This window comes from Pseudoxanthomonas sp. Root630 (assembly GCF_001427585.1).
Taxonomy (GTDB): Bacteria; Pseudomonadota; Gammaproteobacteria; order Xanthomonadales; family Xanthomonadaceae; genus Pseudoxanthomonas_A.
The window spans coordinates 242,174-258,530 of sequence record NZ_LMGY01000012.1 but is presented as its reverse complement, the minus strand read 5'-3'; the positions used below and the strand labels follow the sequence as shown (position 1 = coordinate 258,530).

Here is a 16,357-nt window from a genome sequence, read left to right as displayed (position 1 = left end):
TTCGTTTCTTGTAGGAGCGACGTCAGTCGCGACCGCACGCTTACCGTGCGAGAGATGCGTTCCGTGCGGGGAAGATTCCGGGTCGCGACTGACGTCGCTCCTACAGGAAGGCTTTCAGATCGCGCCACGCTCACGCAGTACGGCGATCTCGTCATCGTCGAACCCCGCCTCGCGCAGGACATCGACCGTGTGCTCCCCCAACAAGGGCGGCGCGCGCGGGGGCTCGACCGGTGTCGCGGACAGCTTCATCGGACTGCCCACCAGCGGCACCTCGCCGGCCAGGGGATGCGGGGTCTCGACGATCATGCCGCGCGCCTGCACCTGCGGGTCGGCGAATGCGTCGGCGAGATCGTTCACCGGTCCGCACGGGATGCCGGCCGCTTCCAGCGATGCCAGCCACGCATGCCGTCCGCGTGTGCGGAATGCCTCCTGCAACACCGGCACCAGCGCATCGCGATGGCGCACGCGCGCGGCGTTGGTCGCGTAGCGCGCGTCCTGCGCCAGCGCCGCGAGGCCGAGCAGGTCGCACAGGCGGGCGAACTGGCGGTCGTTGCCCACTGCGACGATGAGATGGCCGTCGGCCACGGCGAAGACCTGGTACGGCACGATGTTGGCGTGCGCGTTGCCTTGCCGCGGCGGCACTGCGCCGCCGACCAGGGTGTGGCTGCCCAGGTTGGCGAGCATCGCGATCTGCGCATCCAGCAAGGCCATGTCGATCACCTGCCCTTCGCCGGTCGCGTCGCGATGGCGCAGCGCCGCGAGGATGGCGACCGTGGCGTACATGCCGGTGAACAGGTCGGCGACCGCTACGCCCACCTTCTGCGGTTCGCCATCGGCTTCCCCCGTAAGACTCATCAGCCCGCCCAGTCCCTGCACGGCGAAGTCGTAGCCCGCGCGCTGCGCATACGGCCCATCCTGGCCGAAGCCCGTGATCGAGCAATAGACCAGGCGCGGGTTCAGCGCGCGCAACGAGGCGGCGTCCACGCCATGGCGCGCCATGTCGCCGACCTTGAAGTTCTCCACCAGCACGTCGCACTGCGTCGCGAGGCGGCGGATGACGTCCTGGCCCCCTGGCGTCGACAGGTCCACCGTCAGCGAACGCTTGTTGCGGTTGGCGCACAGGTAATAAGCGGATTCGTCCGTTTCGTTTCCGGACGCGTCGCGCAGGAACGGCGGACCCCACCCCCGCGTGTCGTCGCCGGTGCCGGGGCGTTCGATCTTGATGACGTCCGCGCCCAGGTCGGCGAGCACCTGCGTGCACCATGGGCCCGCCAGCACGCGCGTGAGGTCGAGGACGCGCACGCCGGCCAGCGCTCGCGGCGTGATGGCGCTCATGCCACCGGTGCGGGCAGGTGCGGCGCGATCATCACCAGCGTCCGCGCGAGCGCACCGCGCCCGTGTTCGACCAGCGCCCTTCCGTTCGCTGCGATCGCTTCACGGCGCGCATCGTCGCCGAGCAGATCTTCCAGCGCACGCGCCACGCCATCGGTGTCCGGCGCGATGACGAGCGCATCGGCTTCCTTGAGCCGACGGGAGATCTCGGTGAAATTGTGCAGATGCGGACCGGTGACGGCAGGCGTGCCGACCGCGGCGGGTTCGAGCAGGTTGTGCCCGCCGATCGCCTGCAGGCTGCCGCCGACGAAGGCCACGTCGGCGCAGGCGTAGAACGCCATCAGTTCGCCCAGCGTATCGAGCACGAACACATCGTCGTCGCCGGCAGGCCATTGGTCGGCACGGCGCGCACCCACCTTCCAGCCCGCCTCGCGCGCGCCATCGACCACGCGTGGAAAGCGTTCCGGATGCCGTGGCGCCCACAGCAACAACAGGTTCGGCCAACGCTGGCGCAGGCGGGCGTGGATCTCGCGGACCGGCGCTTCCTCATCTTCGTGCGTGCTGGCGGCGATCCATACCGGGCGTCCCTGCGCCAGGTGCCCGCGGAAACCGGCGACGATGTCCTGCAGGTTGGCCGGCACCGGAATGTCGAACTTGAGGTTGCCGACGTCGCGCACCTGCTCCGGCGCGGCGCCGAGCTGGACGAAGCGCGCGGCATCGCCTTCGGACTGCGCCGCCACGCGGCGCACGGTGCGCAGCGTGCGCGCGATCAGCGGGCGCAGCACGCTGTAGCCGCGCAGCGAGCGCGCCGACAACCGCGCATTGAGGATGTAGACCGGCACCTTGCGGTCGTGGCAGCCGAACAGCAGGCTGGGCCACAGTTCGGTCTCCATGATCAATGCGAGCCGCGGCGGGAAGTGGTCGAGGAAGCGCGCGACGGCACCGGGCAGGTCGTAAGGCGAATAGACATGCAGCACGCGATCGCCCCACAGCGCGCGCACGCGCTCGGAGCCGGTCGGCGTGATGGTGGTGATCAGCAGCCGCAGGCCACGATGGCGCTTCAGCAGCGCGTCCACCACAGGGGCCGCGGCATTGACCTCGCCGACCGACACCGCGTGCAGCCACACGTCCACCGGTCGCGGCGAGGCGTCGTAGCTGCCGTAGCGCTCGTTCCAGCGCTGGAAGTAATCGGGATAGCGGAAGCCGCGCCAGATCAGGTGGTAGACGGTGACCGGCGTCAGCACGTACAGCACCGCCGAATACAGGGCGCGCAGCAGGCGTTCGGCGGTTCGGTTCGGCATCGCCGCCAAGGATACCCGGCGCCGCCGCTACAATGGGTCATGGCCGAACCCGAGAAACGATCCCCCGACGCGAACGAGCGCCCGCCGCTGGGGCTGCGCCAGTGGCCGTCCTGGGCCGGCGTCGGCCTGGCGTGGCTGGCCGCGCGCCTGCCGTGGGCCCTGCAGCGCCCGCTGGGGCGTGGCATCGGCGCCGTGCTGTTCGCGCTGATGCGCGAGCGCCGGCATGTGGCACGGCGCAACATCGCCCTGTGCTTTCCCGAGCTGGATGCCGCCCAACAGGACGCGCTGGCGCGCGCGGGCTTCGGCGAACTCGGCATCGGCCTGTTCGAGTTCGCGCGCGCCTGGTGGGGCAGCGTGGCGCCGATGCGCGGCAACGTGCGCGTCGAGGGCCTGGAACACCTGGCCGCGGCGCAGGCCGGCGGGCGCGGCGTCATCGTGGTCTCCGGGCACTTCACCACGCTGGAGATTTCCGCGCGCCTGATGTGCGACTACGCACCGCTGGCCGGCATGTACCGCCCGCACGACCAGGGCGCGATGGAGTGGGCGGTGAAGCGTGGCCGCCTGCGCTATGCCACCGCCATGTTCACCCGCGACGAGCTGCGCCCGGCGTTGAAGCACCTCAAGCAGGGCGGGCTGTTGTGGTTCGCGCCCGACCAGGACACGCGCCGCGGCGAGAGCGTGTTCGTGCCGTTCTTCGGCCATCCCGCCTACAGCCTGACATCGACCCACCAGCTCGCGCGGCTGTCGGGTGCCGCGGTCATCGCCTTCTCGCATGCCCGGCGCGAAGACGGCGGCTACACACTGAGGCTGTCGCCCGCCCTCGAGGACTTCCCGTCTTCCGACGCCACCGCCGACACCGCGCGCGTGATCGCGGCGATCGAAGCGATGGTGCGCGAGGCGCCGACCCAGTACCTGTGGATCCACCGGCGCTTCAAGCGCCAGCCCGACGGTCGCGGCGAGCTTTACCGGTAGAGACCCGGCTCGCCGGGCGGCCGTGTCTTGAATCGCCGGTGCACCCAGAGGTATTGCTCGGGATGCTGGCGCACGACGGTTTCGAGTTCGGCCATGTAGCGCGCCGCATCCCGGGCCGGGTCGCCGCTCGGCCAGTCGCTCCAGGTGGGTTCGATGCGCAGCTTGTAACGGCCGGCGCCGTCGCGATGGAACCAGAACGGCAGCACGACGGCGTTGCCTCGCCGCGCCAGATCGGGCGTCGCCGTCAGTGTCGCGGCGGGAATACCGAAGAACGGCACGAACGCGTTCTGGTAGTTGAAATCCTGGTCGGCGGAGTACGCCACGATCCCGCCGCGCGTGAGCGTGCGCAGCAGGCCGCGCACGTCCTTCTTGCCGATGACGTCGGCGAAGGCGCGGCGACGCGCGCCGTCGAGCCAGCGCTCGATGCAGGCATCGTTGTTGCGGCGGGCGACGATGTTCACGCGCTCGCCGAGCGCTTCGCCCAACAGCCTTGCGCACAGCTCGGAATGCGGGAAGTGTCCGCCGAACAGCAACACGCCCTGCCCGCGTTCGCGCGCGGCGCGCACGTGTTCCAGGCCTTCCACGTCGGCGAGGCCGCGAAGCCGGCCCGGGGAAGCGAACCAGCCGCGCACCAGCTCCAGCACGCCCGTCACGGTCGCACGCAGGTTGGCGCGCAGCAGGCGGGCCCGTGCCGCGGCATCCAGCTCGGGAAAGCACAGGGCGATGTTGGTGGCCGCATAGCGGCGACGCTTGCCCAGTGCCGGCCACAGTACCCACGTCACCCACGTACCCAGTGCGAGCAGCGCGCGCTGCGGCAGTGCCGCGATCGCCGTGGCGATCAGGTTCGCAGGTGCGACGAAGGCGCAGCGTCGCGCACGTCCGGCCTCATTCGTCATCGCGCGCCAGCAGGCTGCCGGCGTACAGCGCCGCCAGCATCAGCGTCAGTCCGCCCCAGAAGGTGGAATAGAACGCGAGGTGCGTGTTGAACGGGAACACCGTCACCGCCAGCGCCAGCATCGCGGGACGCGCGCGTTCCTTCGCCTCCGGGGTGGCGTAGCGCCAGGCACGCCACGCCAGCGCGACGCCGGCCAACCACAGCAACAGGCCGATGATGCCGGTCTCGCTGAGTACTTCCAGCACCAGCTGGTGCGCGTGCAGGGCGGGGCCCTCGCCCCAGGCCGGGCGTGTCTCCGGGCTGGCATCGCAGCCGGGATACGCTTCGCGGAACCCGCGCGCGCCGACCCCGTTGACGGGGTGTTCCACGATCATGCAGCCCGCAGCGGACCAGATCTGCGCACGACCCGACAGCGCGGTGTCGACGCCGGATTCGTTGGCGGTGAGTGCGTGCGTGGTCCGCAGGATCCTGTCGCGGAACTGCGCCGACGAGACCGAAAGCAACGTCAGCACCAGCACGCCTGCCGCCAGCACGCCCAGCATTCGGCGGAAACCCAGCAGCCGCCAGCCGGACCACACCAGCACCAGCGCGTAGGTGATCCATGCGGCGCGCGCGCCGGCAAGCAGGATCACCAGGCCGATCGCACCCGCTGCCAACAACCAGCCCAACGTATCGAGGCGTTTCGCCGCCGCGAACAGCAGGAAGGGCGACAGGCTGGCCATGACGACGCCGAGCTTGAGATTGCAGGGGCCCAGGAAACCGCTGAGGCGATCGACCGCCGCCACCTCGACCAGCGTGCACATCGGCCGCCCGCTGATCAGCTGCTTGAGCTGGTCCAGGCCCCAGAACAGCGGACTGGTGCCGAACACGACCTGCGCCAGCGCATCCAGCGTCCAGATCCCCACGATCACCGCCAACCCGTTGAAGGTCGTGCGGCGCGCCCGCGCATTGGCGACCGCCGATGCGACCAGCCACAGGAACGGCAGGTAGCGCAGGTCCACCGCAGCCTCGCGCAGCGCGCGCCCGACATCGACGGCATCGATGGCCGAAATCGCTTCCGGCAGCCAGTACGCGGCGAACAACGCACTGGTCAGTGCCCAGGCCGGACCGCTGAGCAGGCGCGTGCCGCCACGGAATCGGCCTAGCAGCAGCCGGATGATGGCCGCGAGGGCACCCAGCACCATCACCGCTTCGGCGTAACCCGGCGCCGGCCACAGGGCGACGAAGGTCAGCACCCACGCGGGCGCCCATCGCCAGCCGTGCGCGCGGCGTACGGGCGTGTCAGGAGTCGAGGGCAGGTCGGCGGTCATCGGCAAGATCGTGGTAGAGGGCCAGCGTCGCTTCCTGCATCGCGCGCAGGGAGTAGGCCTCCATCGTAGCCAATGGCGGCGGCGGATGGGCGAGCATCGATCGCGTCGCCTCGAACAGGCGGTCCTCGTCGAATGCAGGCACCGCGCCTTGCGGCTGCAGCCCGGCCAGCAGTTCGCCTACGCCGCCGTGCGCCCAGCCCACGACGGGACGGCCTACCGACAGGCTTTCGATGACGGTGCGACCGAAGGCTTCCGGCTTGCGCGAGAGTTGCAGCACCAGGTCGCTGGCGGCGTAGGCGCGCGCGATCTCCGCAGTGGGCGCGGTGATGGCCCATGCATCGGCAATGCCATCACGCTGCGCTGCGGCTTCCAGCTCGGCGACGTAGGACTCCCGCCCCGGCTCGCGCGTGCCTGGCATCCACAGGCGCGCATCGACGCCCGCTTCGCGCAGGCGACACAGCAACCTGAGCGCATCCGCGTGCCCCTTCAGCCGTGTGCCGCGACCGGGCAACAGCAGCAGCGGCCCATCGCCCGCCAGCGCGGGATGCTGCGCGGCCGCCCACGCGCGCGCGGCGGGATCGGGCGAGGCGGCACGCGGGAACTGCGCGGGATCGATACCACGCGGGATGACGACGAGCTTCGCGGGGTCGGTCCGTGGATAGTGCTGCAGCAGGTAGCGGCGCACCGTGTCCGACACGCAGATCACGCGCTCGCCGTGCGTCATCACCGCGCTGTAGCGACCCGGCGAATTGAGCCCGTGCATGGTGGTGACGAAGCGCGGGCGCGATCCCGCAGGCATGCCGCGCAACGCCCATCTCCCGACCCACGCCGGCAGCCGGGAACGCGCATGCACGATGTCGGCGTTCACCTCGGCGAACAGTCGGCGCAACGCACCGGCATGGCGCAACGTCAGCAGCGACTTGCGACCGATGTCGAGGGTGATGTGTTCGGCACCGGACGCCAGCAGCGTCGGCACGAGGCGACCGCCCGCAGACACCACGATGGCGCGATGGCCGGCGCGCACCAGCGCATCGGCGATCTCAAGGGTGGAGCGTTCGACGCCGCCGGATTCCAGGGCCGGCAGCAGCTGGACGACGGTCAGTCGGCGCATGGTCGGCGGGCCATGCGAGGGGCCGGCATCGGCCGGTCAGTCGGCCAGGACGAAGTGCGAACCGCAGTACGGGCACTGCACGTCGCCGCCCGGCGCGTCCTCGATGGGCAGGTACACGCGCGGGTGCGAATTCCACAGCGCCATCGACGGCAGCGGGCAGCTCAGCGGCAGGTCCGCGCGGCTCACGGTGTAGCGCTTCTCGGCGTTGGCGGGCGCGGTGGCGGTCTGGCTCATGGCGGTGGACACAGTGGCGAAACAGGGGCGGCCAGTCTACCAGCCGCTCCCGGACGCCCCAAGGCGCGGGGCCCGGAACGAAGAACGCCGCCCGGGACGGGGCGGCGTTCTGGAAGCCTCGGCCGGGAGGACGGCCGAAGGACGCGACTTACTTCTTGGCGTCGGCCGTCGCTTCCGTGGTGATCTTCAGCGTCACGTCGTCGCTGACCATCGGGGCGTACGCGCCCACGCCGAAATCGCTGCGCTTCACGGTGGCGGTGGCGTCGAAGCCGATCGCCGGCACCTTCTTCATCGGGTGCTCACCGGCCTTGTTCAGGGTCACGTCCAGCACGACCGGCTTGGTGATGCCCTTGATGGTCAGGTCGCCGGTGACCTTCAGCTTGCCCTCGCCCGCGGCTTCGACCTTGGTGCTCTTGAAGGTGGCGGTGGGGTACTTGGCGGCATCGAACCACTTGTCGCTGGTCAGGTGGTCGTAGAACTGGTCGGCCAACGCGCTCAGGCCGGTCAGCGGCAGGGTGACCTGCACGCTCGAGGCGGACACCTTGTCGGCGTCGTACACCAGGGTGCCGTCGGCCTGGCCGAAGTTGGCGCTCGGGTTCGAGAAGCCGAAGTGGTTCCAGCTGGCCAACACATTGGTGTGGCCGGGGTCGAGCTTGTAGGTCACCGGCGCGGCGAAGGCGGAGCCGGCGAAGGCGAACAGGGCGGCAACGAGCAGGGTCTTGCGCATGGGGAATCTCCAGGGGGTGGGTCAGAGGATGCGTGCGGCTTCGTCGAAGCCCAGGCGCGGGGAACGGGGGAACAGGCTGGCGGGGTCGCCATGGCCCAGGTTGACCAGGATGTCGGACTTGATCGCGGTGCCGGCGAAGAAGGCTTCGTCCACCTTCGCGGCGTTGAAGCCGGTCATCGGGCCGGCGTCCAGGCCCAGCGCGCGCGCGGCGACGATCAGGTAACCCGCCTGCAGGCTGGCGTTGCGCAGCGCAGGCTTGGTGCGGTTTTCGCGCGGGCCATCGAACCAGACCTTGGCGTCGGTATGCGGGAACAGGAACGGGAGCTTCTCGTGGAAGTCCTCGTCGCGACCGATGATCACGGTGACCGGCGCCGCCATCGTCTTGGCGTAGTTGCCTTCGTCGAGCGCCGGGCCCAGCTTGGCCTTGGCCTCGGCCGACTTCACGAACACGAAGCGCGCCGGCGTGGTGTTGGCCTGGGTGGGACCGAACTTCAGCAGGTCGTACAGCTGCCGCAGCGTCTCGTCGCTGACCTCGCCACCGAAGGCGTTGTAGGTGCGGGCGGTGCGGAACAACTGGTCCAGCGAAGCGGCGTCGAGAGCTTGGGGCATGGGAAACCTGCGGCAGGAAGAAGACGGAACCCGGTGTCCCGGGCCAGCGAATGCGGGGGCAGTGTAGAGTGTCCTGACTATGACAACATCCAGCCGTCCCGGAACGGATTGTTTTAACCAGTGGAACGAAAACGCCCCGTGACGGCCGATTCGCCCCGCACCTGCACCTTCACCGACGGCCATGCCGGCAACGTGCGCCAGGTGCAGGCGCTGGCACGCGCACTGGCGCGGATGGCGGACGAGATCGTGCTGCTGCCCCGTGCGCCCTGGCGCTGGATGGCGCCCCGCAGGCTGCCCGGCGCATCGCAGGCGTTCGGGCCCGCGTTCCATGCCGCATGGAGCGCGCCACCCGCGCTGGCCATCGGCTGCGGGCGCCAAGCCGCACTCGCGACGCGGCTGCTGCGCGAGCGCGGCAGCCGCGCCATCCAGATCCTCGACCCGCGCATCGACCCGTCGCACTGGGACCTGGTCATCGCACCGGCGCATGACGGACTGGCCGGGCCCAACGTGCTCACCCTGCTCGGCAGCCTCAACCCGATCGACGATGCCTGGCTGGACGATGCGCGCACCGCGTTTCCGTCGTTCGCCGCCCTGCCCTCGCCGCGGACCGCGCTGCTGATCGGTGGCGGCAGTGCGCACTACACCTTCGATGCCGCGGCGTTCGCGCGACTCGCCGACGCCATCGACGAAGCGATCGGCACGGGCAGCCTGATGATCACGACATCGCGCCGCACCCCTGCCGACGTCGTGCAGGCCCTTCGCCAGCGCTACGCATCGCGCGCGGATACCGTGCTGTGGTGCGCTCCCGCCGACGGCCCGAATCCCTACGCCGGCCTGTTGGCCTGGGCCGACCGGATCGTCTGCACGCCGGAGTCGGTCAACATGCTGTCGGAAGCATGCGGCACGCGCGCGCCGGTGCAGGTGTTTGAACCAGAGCGCGTTACCGGGCGTCCCCGCCGCTTCCTCGATGCAATGCGCCAGCGAGGGCGCATCCATGATCTTGCCGACGGGCCGACGCCATTCAGGGGCGAACCCTTGCGCGAAACCGGGCGCATTGCTGCCGAAGTACGGCGGCGCTTGGGTTTCCCGGCTTGAACGTCGCGGTGGAACCCACGCTTTACCCGGTTTGTCTCCGCTGGCGCGGCAGGGAGTACCTGGTGTTGTGGGTCCCCGGCGTCGAAGGCGCCATTGGCCAGGGCGCCCTCGATCACCTGCTATGCGATGGACCCCGGCAGATCGCGGTCTTCGACCCGAAGACCGTGCGGCAAAGCACCGTCGCTCACCGCATCGCCTGGGACGAGTCGCACCACGTGGATCTGGATGAGGTCGATACGCGACTGACCCACCTGGATGGACGCGAGGTGCTGCGCCAGGACTGCCGCATGTTCCTGCATGCATGGAACATGCTCGATGACATCGCCGCCACCGTGCGTGGAAGTACCCTCGACATCTCCGACGCGATGAAGCGCGACGCAGCCCTTCAAGACATCTACGACATGGTGTTCCACGCCAGTCTCGGCATGGGCGACGATGACCCCGACCTCGTCAAACCCGGGCTCTGCTGGGATCAGGATGATGAAACCGCGCTCGCACGCGGTCTGCGCAAGCTGATCGAAGCCGGCATGACCGCCGCACACTTCTCTCATCAAGTTCCCTGAGCCACACGTCCCGCCCGCGGACGCCGGACAACCGATCGCACCGTGGGCCGCATGAAGTCAGGCGAAATCCAGCCCATGCGCGGACGTCGTCCGCATCACCAGCGCGCGCGCAGCGGCCAGCGCCGCGTTCTCCACCACCAGGCGCGGACGCCGGTCCAGCGTGCAGGCGAGGCCCTCCGCCACGAAGGTGGCGTGCACCGCGTCCAATGCAGCCGCCTGCTCCGGCGACAGCACGCCCGCTTCCGCCAGTGCGACCAGCAGGCCCGGCGTGTCGCGCGGCCGCTGCAGGCCCGGTCGCAGACCGGCATCGCGCAGCACCAGGTACTGCAGCAGGAACTCGAGGTCGACCAGGCCACCCGCGCCCTGCTTGAGATCGAAGCGCGCGGCATCGCTGCGGTCGAGTTCGGCGCGCATGCGCGCACGCATCTTCACCACCTCGCCGCGCAGGGTGTCGGCATCCCGCGGATGGGCCAGCGTGAGGCTGCGGACCTCCTCGAAGGCGTCTCGCAAGGACAAGTCGCCGGCCATCGCACGGGCGCGCACCAGGGCCTGGTGTTCCCAGGTCCACGCACGGTCGCGCTGGTACTCGGTGAAACTCGCCAGCGACGACACCAGCAACCCTTTCGCGCCATCGGGGCGCAGGCGCACGTCGACGTCGTACAGCCGGCCCGCCGCCGTCACCGCGCCGAGCAGGGCGACGATCTTCTGCGCGAGACGCGCGTACCAGCGCCCCGCTTCCAGCGCGCGCGCGCCATCTGATTCCGCGCCTGCCGGCGCGTCGAACAGGAACACCAGGTCGAGGTCCGAACCGAAGCCCAGTTCCTCGCCGCCCAGGCTGCCGTAGCCGACCACCGCGAAGCGTCCATCGGGCACGCGGCCATGCGCGGCCAGCACGTCGCGCGTCGCCACCTGCAGCACCACGCGGACCACCTCGTCGGCCAGCCAGGCCAACTGGCGCACGCTGTCGCGCGCCGCCTGGCGACCGTCCAGCGCGGCCAGCGCCACGCGGAAGCTCAACGCGAGCCGCCGCTCGTTCAAGACCCGCAGGCAGGCTTCCGGATCGTCTTCGAGCAGTGCCGCCTCGCATTCGGCACGCAGCTCGCCACGGTCGGGCATCGGCCCGGCCACGCGCGTGTCCAGCAGTTCGTCCAGCAACAACGGGTACTGCGCGAGCCGTTCGGCCAGCAGTGCGCTGCGCGCCAACACGTCGACCAGGCGCGCCAGCGCACTCGGCTGTTCGTCGAGCAGGGCGAGGTAACTGGCACGACGCAGGATCGCCTGCAGCAGCGGCAACACGCGGCGCAGCGCGGCATCGGGCTGGCGCGAGCGCACGCAGGCGTCCAGCAGCGACGGGACGACACGATCAAGCCGCGCGCGCGCACCGTCGGACAGCGCGCGCACGCCGCTGGATTGCGCGAACTCACGCAGCGCGTTGTCCGCACTGCCCGGATCGGTGAACCCCGATGACGCGAGCGGCGACGCATCGCCTCCTTCCGGCAACGCGCGCCAGTACAGCGCCAGCGCGCCCGGCTCGGCATCGCGCTGGCGCGGCGCGAGCAGCTCCGCGAACTCCGCGGAGACGCGTTCGCGCTGCACGTCCAGCGCGGCGCGCAGTGCGTCCCAGTCCGGATAGTCCAGCCCGCGCGCGATGCGATGGCGGTCCAGTGCCGCCTCCGGCAACGCATGGGTCTGCGCGTCGCGCAGCATCTGCAGGCGGTTCTCCAGGCGGCGCAGGAAGCGATAGGCTCCCGCGAGCATCTCGCCTTCCTCCGGCGAGACCTGCCGGGTCGCCACCAGCGCCGGCAACGCCACGCGCAGGCGCCGTTCGCGCAGCGCTGCTTCGCGCCCGCCACGGATGAGCTGCAACGCCTGCACGAGGAATTCGATCTCGCGGATGCCGCCCGGGCCGCGCTTGATGTCGTCGGCCAGTTCGCGGCGCGCGACTTCGGCGGCGATGGCGGCCTTCATTTCGCGCAGGCCATCGAGCGCGGTGTAGTCCAGGTAGCGCCGGTAGACGAAGGGCCGCAGCGACTCCAGCCATTGCTCGCCCGCCTCGATGTCGCCGGCCACGGCCCGCGCCTTCAACCAGGCGTAGCGCTCCCAGTCGCGTCCCTCGCGCTGGAAGTACTGGTCCATGCCGGCGAACGACAGCGCCACGCGCCCGGCGTTGCCGAACGGCCGAAGGCGCAGGTCGACGCGGTGGCAGAAGCCCTCCGCCGTGGGTTCGTCCAGCAGCTTCGCCAGGCGCTGGCCCAGCCGCATGAAGTAGTCCTCGGCCGCGAGCGAACGCGCGCCCCCCGCCTGCGCGGGGGCAGGCGTGGAATCGCCGCCTTGCGGATAGGCGTAGACCAGGTCGATGTCGGAGGAAAAATTCAGCTCGCCGCCGCCCAGCTTGCCCAGGCCGAACACCACCAGTCGCTGCGCACTGCCATCGGCTGCACGCACCACGCCGTGGCGTTGCGCGAATTCGACTTCCAGCGCATCGAGTGCGGTCTGCAGGCAGACCTCGGCCAGGCGCGTGGTGCCGGCCAGCGTGTCGTCCACGGTGTCCAGGCCATGCACGTCGCGCCATACCAGGCGCGTGGATTCGGCCGTGCGGTAACGACGCAACAGTACGGGCCATTGCGCGGTGTTGTCCGCGACCAGCACGGGCACCGGCCACGGCGCAGCGCCGTCGTCGCGAAGCAGGGCCGCGAGCAGGTCGGGCTGCCGGCGCAGGGTTTCCAGCGCGAAATCGCTGGCGGCGATCACGCGCGAAACGCGGCCGACGTTGCCTGCGTCGGCCAGCAGTGCGTCCGAGTCCGCCGACGCGGCGCGCAGTCGCGCCAGGCCGCGGTCAGTCAGCGCATCGCGTTCGGCATCGAGGGACAGGTTCGCGTCGTTCATGGCGACGGATTGTGGCATGCGATCCGGACTGTTGTAGGAGCGACGTAAGTCGCGACCGCGGACCACGACACGGCATCGGACTACGGTCAGGGCGCCTCTAGTCAGCGCACATGCGCTTGCCTTCCCTTCACTTCCGCTGGCTGCCCAGTCGTGCGGTCGCGACTTACGTCGCTCCTACAACGAGCCGGGATCATGCCGCCTGCGACAGGTCCGGCAGGTCGGCTTCGTGCTGCAGGGACAGGCCGAACTGGTCCGCCATGTGGCTCAGCAGCACCGGCTTCACCTGGTCCATGCCGGCCGGGCCGCCGAGATCGGCCAGCGAAACCACCTGCAGCCCCTGGTAACCGCAGGGATTGATGCGATGGAACGGCTCCAGGTCCATCGCGATGTTGAACGCCAGGCCGTGGAAGGTGCAGCCGCGGCGCACGCGGATGCCGAGTGCGCCGATCTTCGCGCCGGCGACATAGACGCCGGGGGCGCCGTCCTTGCGTTCGGCGTGGATGTTCCATTCGGCCAGCGTGTCGATCATCGCCTGTTCGATCTTGCAGACGTAATCGCGCACGCCGACCTTCAGGCGCTTCAGGTCGAACAGCGGATACGCCACGATCTGGCCGGGGCCGTGGTAGGTCACCTGGCCGCCGCGATCGACATGCACCACCGGGATGTCGCCCGGCGCGAGCACGTGCTCGTCCTTGCCGGCCTGGCCGAGGGTGAAGACGGGGTCGTGCTCGACCAGCCACAGTTCGTCGACGGTGGCATCGGTGCGCGCATCGGTGAAGCGCTGCATGGCGCGCCACACCGGTTCGTACGGCTGGCGACCGAGTTCGCGGACGATGCAGGGCGCGCTCACAGCGTCCACTTCACTTCCGGATGGTCGCGCAGCGCGTTGTGCGCAGCGTCGTACTGGGCGCGGTCCTCGGCACGGAAGCGGATGCGCACCGACACGTACTTGCCGTTGCTCGAGTGCTTCCAGCTGATGTCTTCGTGCAGGACCTCCACGCCAGCCGATTCCAGCAGGCGCGGCAGTTCGGTCTCCAGGCCGGTGCCCGCGGTGCCCATCGCGCTGAGCTCGAAGGTGCCGGGGAACTGGAAGCCGTGTTCGGGGTTGTCGGATTTGATTTCCATGCGGGAATTATTGGGACGCGGGGCGTGAAAGCCAAGCCGCGGGCCCGGAAACGCGAAGGGCCGCCCTCGGGCGGCCCTCCGGCAGGCAGCGGTCGCGGTTCAGCGCGCCAGCTGCACCAGGCTGGACGAAACCCAGCCCTTGTTGCCCAGTTCGTCCTCGACTTCCCACATGACGCCCTCCTTGTTGCCGGTGGGGTACAGCATCATGCCCGGATCGAGGTCGCGCACCGCCTTGCCGGTGCCCTTGGGGTTGGCGAACAACCGACCCGGCTTGGTCATTTCCACCGCCTGCTGGGCGTTGGAGGCCGAGGCGTTGCCGGACACGCCGCCCAGCTGGGCGACCAGGTCGGTGTAGGCCTGCAGGTAGGCCAGCGTGATGACCTGGCCGATCTCGGTGTTGGCGTAGCCGCTGGCGCCGCCGCCGCCCCAATGGCTGCCGGTGAACAGGCTGCCGCCCGCGCCCCAGCCGATGTCGGTCTTCTTCGCGCTGCCCTCGGCCATGGCCACCTGCTCGGACGAACGCACGTCGGTGACGGTCAGGACGACATCGGCGGTCTTCTTCTTGAAGTCCAGCCCGCCGACCACGCGGCCGACGTTGCCGCCCACCAGGCCGCCCAGCAGGCCGCTGATCGCGTTGCCGCCGGCGTTGCTGTTCTGTGAGATCAGGTCCGGCACCAGCACGTAGTCCGCCGCGCGGATCTGGCCTTTGCCGATGTTGGAGCGGTTGCGCAGCTCACCGCTGGAGGCCAGCGCGCGCTCGCCCATCGCCGCGTCCAGGCCCGCGCCGCGATCGACGAGGGTGAAGCAGCGCGACTTGTTGACGAACACCTTGATCAACTTCGACGGTGCCGGCAGCTGTTGGCCGCTCCACCAGTTCACGCCGTCCTCGGGCTCGATCACCGAAATCGTGCCCAGCGGCTTGGAGCAGGTCGGGATTTCCGCCATCTGCTGCTTGCGCTGGTCCTGCGCACTGGCGCGTTGTGCGAACGCGGGCGTCGCGGCAGCCGCCATCAGCAGGCAGGCCGTCGCCAGTACCGTGTGTCGTGTTCCCCTGTTCACTCGTGCATCTCCTTGAAAAGTGGTGATCCGCATGGTGCGGGTTGTTCCGTGGGCCGGGCGAACGACGCGACGCGCGTCGCATCTCCCGGACCCGATGATAGGCGATGGTGGCCGTCCTTCCCGATAGGCACGCGAAGAGTGAGGTGCGACGGCCATGCGCGACGGCGCCGCACGGGCCTGCGTTCAGGCGCGATAATCCCGCGCCCCTTCTCCGAGTCGCGCCATGGTCTACCTGCTCATCAGCGTCGCCTGCAGCGTCCTGGTCTCCGTGCTGCTCAAGCTGATGCAGCGGCGCGGGATCGATACCGCGCAGGGCATCACCTGGAATTACCTGGCGGCCTCGCTGTTGTGCTTCGGCCTGCTGGACCCGCCGCTGGCGGCCCTCGGCCACGCGGGCACGCCATGGACCGAACTCGCGCTGCTGGCGCTGCTGCTGCCCGGCATCTTCCTGGCACTGTCGGCCTCCGTGCGCGCCGCGGGCATCGTGCGCACCGACATCGCGCAGCGCATGTCGCTGGTGCTGTCGCTGCTGGCGGCGTTCCTGTGGTTCGGCGAACAGGCCAATGCGCTGCGGATCGCCGGCCTCGTGCTGGGCGTGGTGGCGATCGCCTGCCTGGTGGCGCGGCCGGAACGCGGCACGCGCAGCGATGGATGGCAGGCCTGGGCGCTGCCGCTGCTGGTGCTGGTCGGCTACGCCAGCGTGGACGTGCTGCTCAAGCGCCTGGCCGCAGCCGGTACGCCGTTCGCGGCATCGCTGCAGGTGGCCTTCATCGCCGCATTCGCGGTGATGCTGCTCGTGCAGGGGTTGCGCCTCTGGCGGTCGCGGATCGCGCCGACCCGTTCCGCATTGGGCGCGGGCCTGCTGCTGGGCACATTGAACTTCGCCAACATCCTGTTCTACGTGAAGGCCCACCGCGCACTGCCGGATCACCCGGCGGTGGTGTTCTCGATGATGAACATCGGCGTCGTGGTGCTGGGCACGCTGGTGGGCATGTTCGGGTTCGGCGAACGACTGGGCCGCCTGAACCTGCTGGCCATTCCACTGGCGATCATCGCCATCGGCCTGATCGCCGCCGGCATCCACTGATGGCGGAAACGAAGAAGCCGGCATGCGCCGGCTTCTTGATCGTCATGGACG

General features: G+C 69.9%; 16 protein-coding genes. 4 read left to right on the top strand and 12 right to left on the bottom strand.

What is annotated here, in order from left to right; all coding sequences use genetic code 11:
* Positions 1-114: 114 nt before the first annotated feature.
* Both ASD72_RS07350 and waaA read right to left on the bottom strand, forming a co-directional pair.
* Complete coding sequence (locus tag ASD72_RS07350; protein WP_056879280.1) at positions 115-1,335, bottom strand: CaiB/BaiF CoA-transferase family protein; 1,221 nt, start codon at positions 1,333-1,335, stop codon at positions 115-117.
* The gene (gene waaA / locus ASD72_RS07345) at positions 1,332-2,633 is read right to left on the bottom strand and encodes a lipid IV(A) 3-deoxy-D-manno-octulosonic acid transferase (protein ID WP_056879279.1); all 1,302 of its coding nucleotides are present in this window, start codon (positions 2,631-2,633) and stop codon (positions 1,332-1,334) included. The genes ASD72_RS07350 and waaA overlap by 4 nt, the downstream gene beginning before the upstream one ends.
* 39 nt (positions 2,634-2,672) lie before the next feature.
* Here waaA and lpxL point away from each other — a divergent pair, with 39 nt between their 5' ends.
* On the top strand, positions 2,673-3,605 hold the full coding sequence (gene lpxL, locus ASD72_RS07340; RefSeq protein ID WP_056879278.1) for an LpxL/LpxP family Kdo(2)-lipid IV(A) lauroyl/palmitoleoyl acyltransferase: 933 nt from the start codon (positions 2,673-2,675) through the stop codon (positions 3,603-3,605).
* Here lpxL and ASD72_RS07335 read toward each other — a convergent pair.
* From ASD72_RS07335 to ASD72_RS07310, 6 genes are all read right to left on the bottom strand, one after another.
* Complete coding sequence (locus ASD72_RS07335) at positions 3,596-4,501, bottom strand: lysophospholipid acyltransferase family protein (RefSeq protein ID WP_056879277.1); 906 nt, start codon at positions 4,499-4,501, stop codon at positions 3,596-3,598. The genes lpxL and ASD72_RS07335 overlap by 10 nt on opposite strands.
* Positions 4,491-5,810: an O-antigen ligase gene (locus ASD72_RS07330; protein ID WP_056879276.1), complete on the bottom strand. Its 1,320-nt coding sequence runs from the start codon at positions 5,808-5,810 to the stop codon at positions 4,491-4,493. Before ASD72_RS07330 ends, ASD72_RS07335 begins: the two co-directional genes overlap by 11 nt.
* Entirely contained in the window at positions 5,782-6,921 is a 1,140-nt protein-coding gene (locus ASD72_RS07325) for a glycosyltransferase family 4 protein (RefSeq protein WP_056879275.1), read from the bottom strand. Before ASD72_RS07325 ends, ASD72_RS07330 begins: the two co-directional genes overlap by 29 nt.
* Positions 6,922-6,957: 36 nt before the next feature.
* Positions 6,958-7,155 carry a zinc-finger domain-containing protein gene (locus ASD72_RS07320; RefSeq protein WP_056879274.1) on the bottom strand — a complete coding sequence of 66 codons (198 nt, stop codon included), beginning with the start codon at positions 7,153-7,155 and terminating at the stop codon, positions 6,958-6,960.
* A gap of 148 nt (positions 7,156-7,303) precedes the next feature.
* Complete coding sequence (locus ASD72_RS07315) at positions 7,304-7,882, bottom strand: YceI family protein (RefSeq protein ID WP_056879273.1); 579 nt, start codon at positions 7,880-7,882, stop codon at positions 7,304-7,306.
* 21 nt (positions 7,883-7,903) lie between these two features.
* Positions 7,904-8,491 (bottom strand): malonic semialdehyde reductase, encoded by a 588-nt coding sequence (locus tag ASD72_RS07310; RefSeq protein ID WP_056879272.1) that lies wholly within the window; start codon positions 8,489-8,491, stop codon positions 7,904-7,906.
* Between the two features lie 138 nt (positions 8,492-8,629).
* On the opposite strand from ASD72_RS07310, the gene ASD72_RS07305 reads away from it, so the two are divergent.
* Positions 8,630-9,586 (top strand): mitochondrial fission ELM1 family protein, encoded by a 957-nt coding sequence (locus ASD72_RS07305; protein WP_056879271.1) that lies wholly within the window; start codon positions 8,630-8,632, stop codon positions 9,584-9,586.
* A complete protein-coding gene (locus ASD72_RS07300) occupies positions 9,583-10,149 on the top strand; it encodes a hypothetical protein (protein WP_056879270.1) in 567 nt (188 codons plus the stop codon). Before ASD72_RS07305 ends, ASD72_RS07300 begins: the two co-directional genes overlap by 4 nt.
* Positions 10,150-10,206: 57 nt before the next feature.
* On the opposite strand, the gene glnE is transcribed toward ASD72_RS07300, so the two are convergent.
* The 4 genes from glnE to ASD72_RS07280 all read right to left on the bottom strand — a co-directional run bounded on the left by glnE (position 10,207) and on the right by ASD72_RS07280 (position 15,171).
* Complete coding sequence (gene glnE, locus ASD72_RS07295; RefSeq protein WP_056879269.1) at positions 10,207-13,035, bottom strand: bifunctional [glutamate--ammonia ligase]-adenylyl-L-tyrosine phosphorylase/[glutamate--ammonia-ligase] adenylyltransferase; 2,829 nt, start codon at positions 13,033-13,035, stop codon at positions 10,207-10,209.
* A gap of 190 nt (positions 13,036-13,225) precedes the next feature.
* Positions 13,226-13,894, bottom strand: a complete 669-nt coding sequence (gene lipB / locus ASD72_RS07290; protein WP_056879268.1) for a lipoyl(octanoyl) transferase LipB — start codon at positions 13,892-13,894, stop codon at positions 13,226-13,228.
* Positions 13,882-14,160, bottom strand: a complete 279-nt coding sequence (locus tag ASD72_RS07285; RefSeq protein WP_056879267.1) for a DUF493 family protein — start codon at positions 14,158-14,160, stop codon at positions 13,882-13,884. Before ASD72_RS07285 ends, lipB begins: the two co-directional genes overlap by 13 nt.
* 99 nt (positions 14,161-14,259) lie before the next feature.
* Entirely contained in the window at positions 14,260-15,171 is a 912-nt protein-coding gene (locus ASD72_RS07280) for a CsgG/HfaB family protein (RefSeq protein ID WP_155944584.1), read from the bottom strand.
* Between the two features lie 271 nt (positions 15,172-15,442).
* On the opposite strand from ASD72_RS07280, the gene ASD72_RS07275 reads away from it, so the two are divergent.
* Positions 15,443-16,306: a hypothetical protein gene (locus ASD72_RS07275; RefSeq protein WP_056879265.1), complete on the top strand. Its 864-nt coding sequence runs from the start codon at positions 15,443-15,445 to the stop codon at positions 16,304-16,306.
* Positions 16,307-16,357 lie beyond the last annotated feature (51 nt).

Coding starts and splice junctions, on each gene's coding strand:
- ASD72_RS07275 (WP_056879265.1), top strand. CDS start 15,443: ATGGTCTACCTGCTCATCAGCGTCGCCTGCAGCGTCCTGGTCTCCGTG.
- ASD72_RS07310 (WP_056879272.1), bottom strand. CDS start 8,491: ATGCCCCAAGCTCTCGACGCCGCTTCGCTGGACCAGTTGTTCCGCACC.
- ASD72_RS07330 (WP_056879276.1), bottom strand. CDS start 5,810: ATGACCGCCGACCTGCCCTCGACTCCTGACACGCCCGTACGCCGCGCG.
- ASD72_RS07335 (WP_056879277.1), bottom strand. CDS start 4,501: ATGACGAATGAGGCCGGACGTGCGCGACGCTGCGCCTTCGTCGCACCT.
- ASD72_RS07315 (WP_056879273.1), bottom strand. CDS start 7,882: ATGCGCAAGACCCTGCTCGTTGCCGCCCTGTTCGCCTTCGCCGGCTCC.
- ASD72_RS07325 (WP_056879275.1), bottom strand. CDS start 6,921: ATGCGCCGACTGACCGTCGTCCAGCTGCTGCCGGCCCTGGAATCCGGC.
- waaA (WP_056879279.1), bottom strand. CDS start 2,633: ATGCCGAACCGAACCGCCGAACGCCTGCTGCGCGCCCTGTATTCGGCG.
- ASD72_RS07285 (WP_056879267.1), bottom strand. CDS start 14,160: ATGGAAATCAAATCCGACAACCCCGAACACGGCTTCCAGTTCCCCGGC.
- ASD72_RS07320 (WP_056879274.1), bottom strand. CDS start 7,155: ATGAGCCAGACCGCCACCGCGCCCGCCAACGCCGAGAAGCGCTACACC.
- lpxL (WP_056879278.1), top strand. CDS start 2,673: ATGGCCGAACCCGAGAAACGATCCCCCGACGCGAACGAGCGCCCGCCG.
- glnE (WP_056879269.1), bottom strand. CDS start 13,035: ATGAACGACGCGAACCTGTCCCTCGATGCCGAACGCGATGCGCTGACT.
- ASD72_RS07280 (WP_155944584.1), bottom strand. CDS start 15,171: ATGGCGGCTGCCGCGACGCCCGCGTTCGCACAACGCGCCAGTGCGCAG.
- ASD72_RS07350 (WP_056879280.1), bottom strand. CDS start 1,335: ATGAGCGCCATCACGCCGCGAGCGCTGGCCGGCGTGCGCGTCCTCGAC.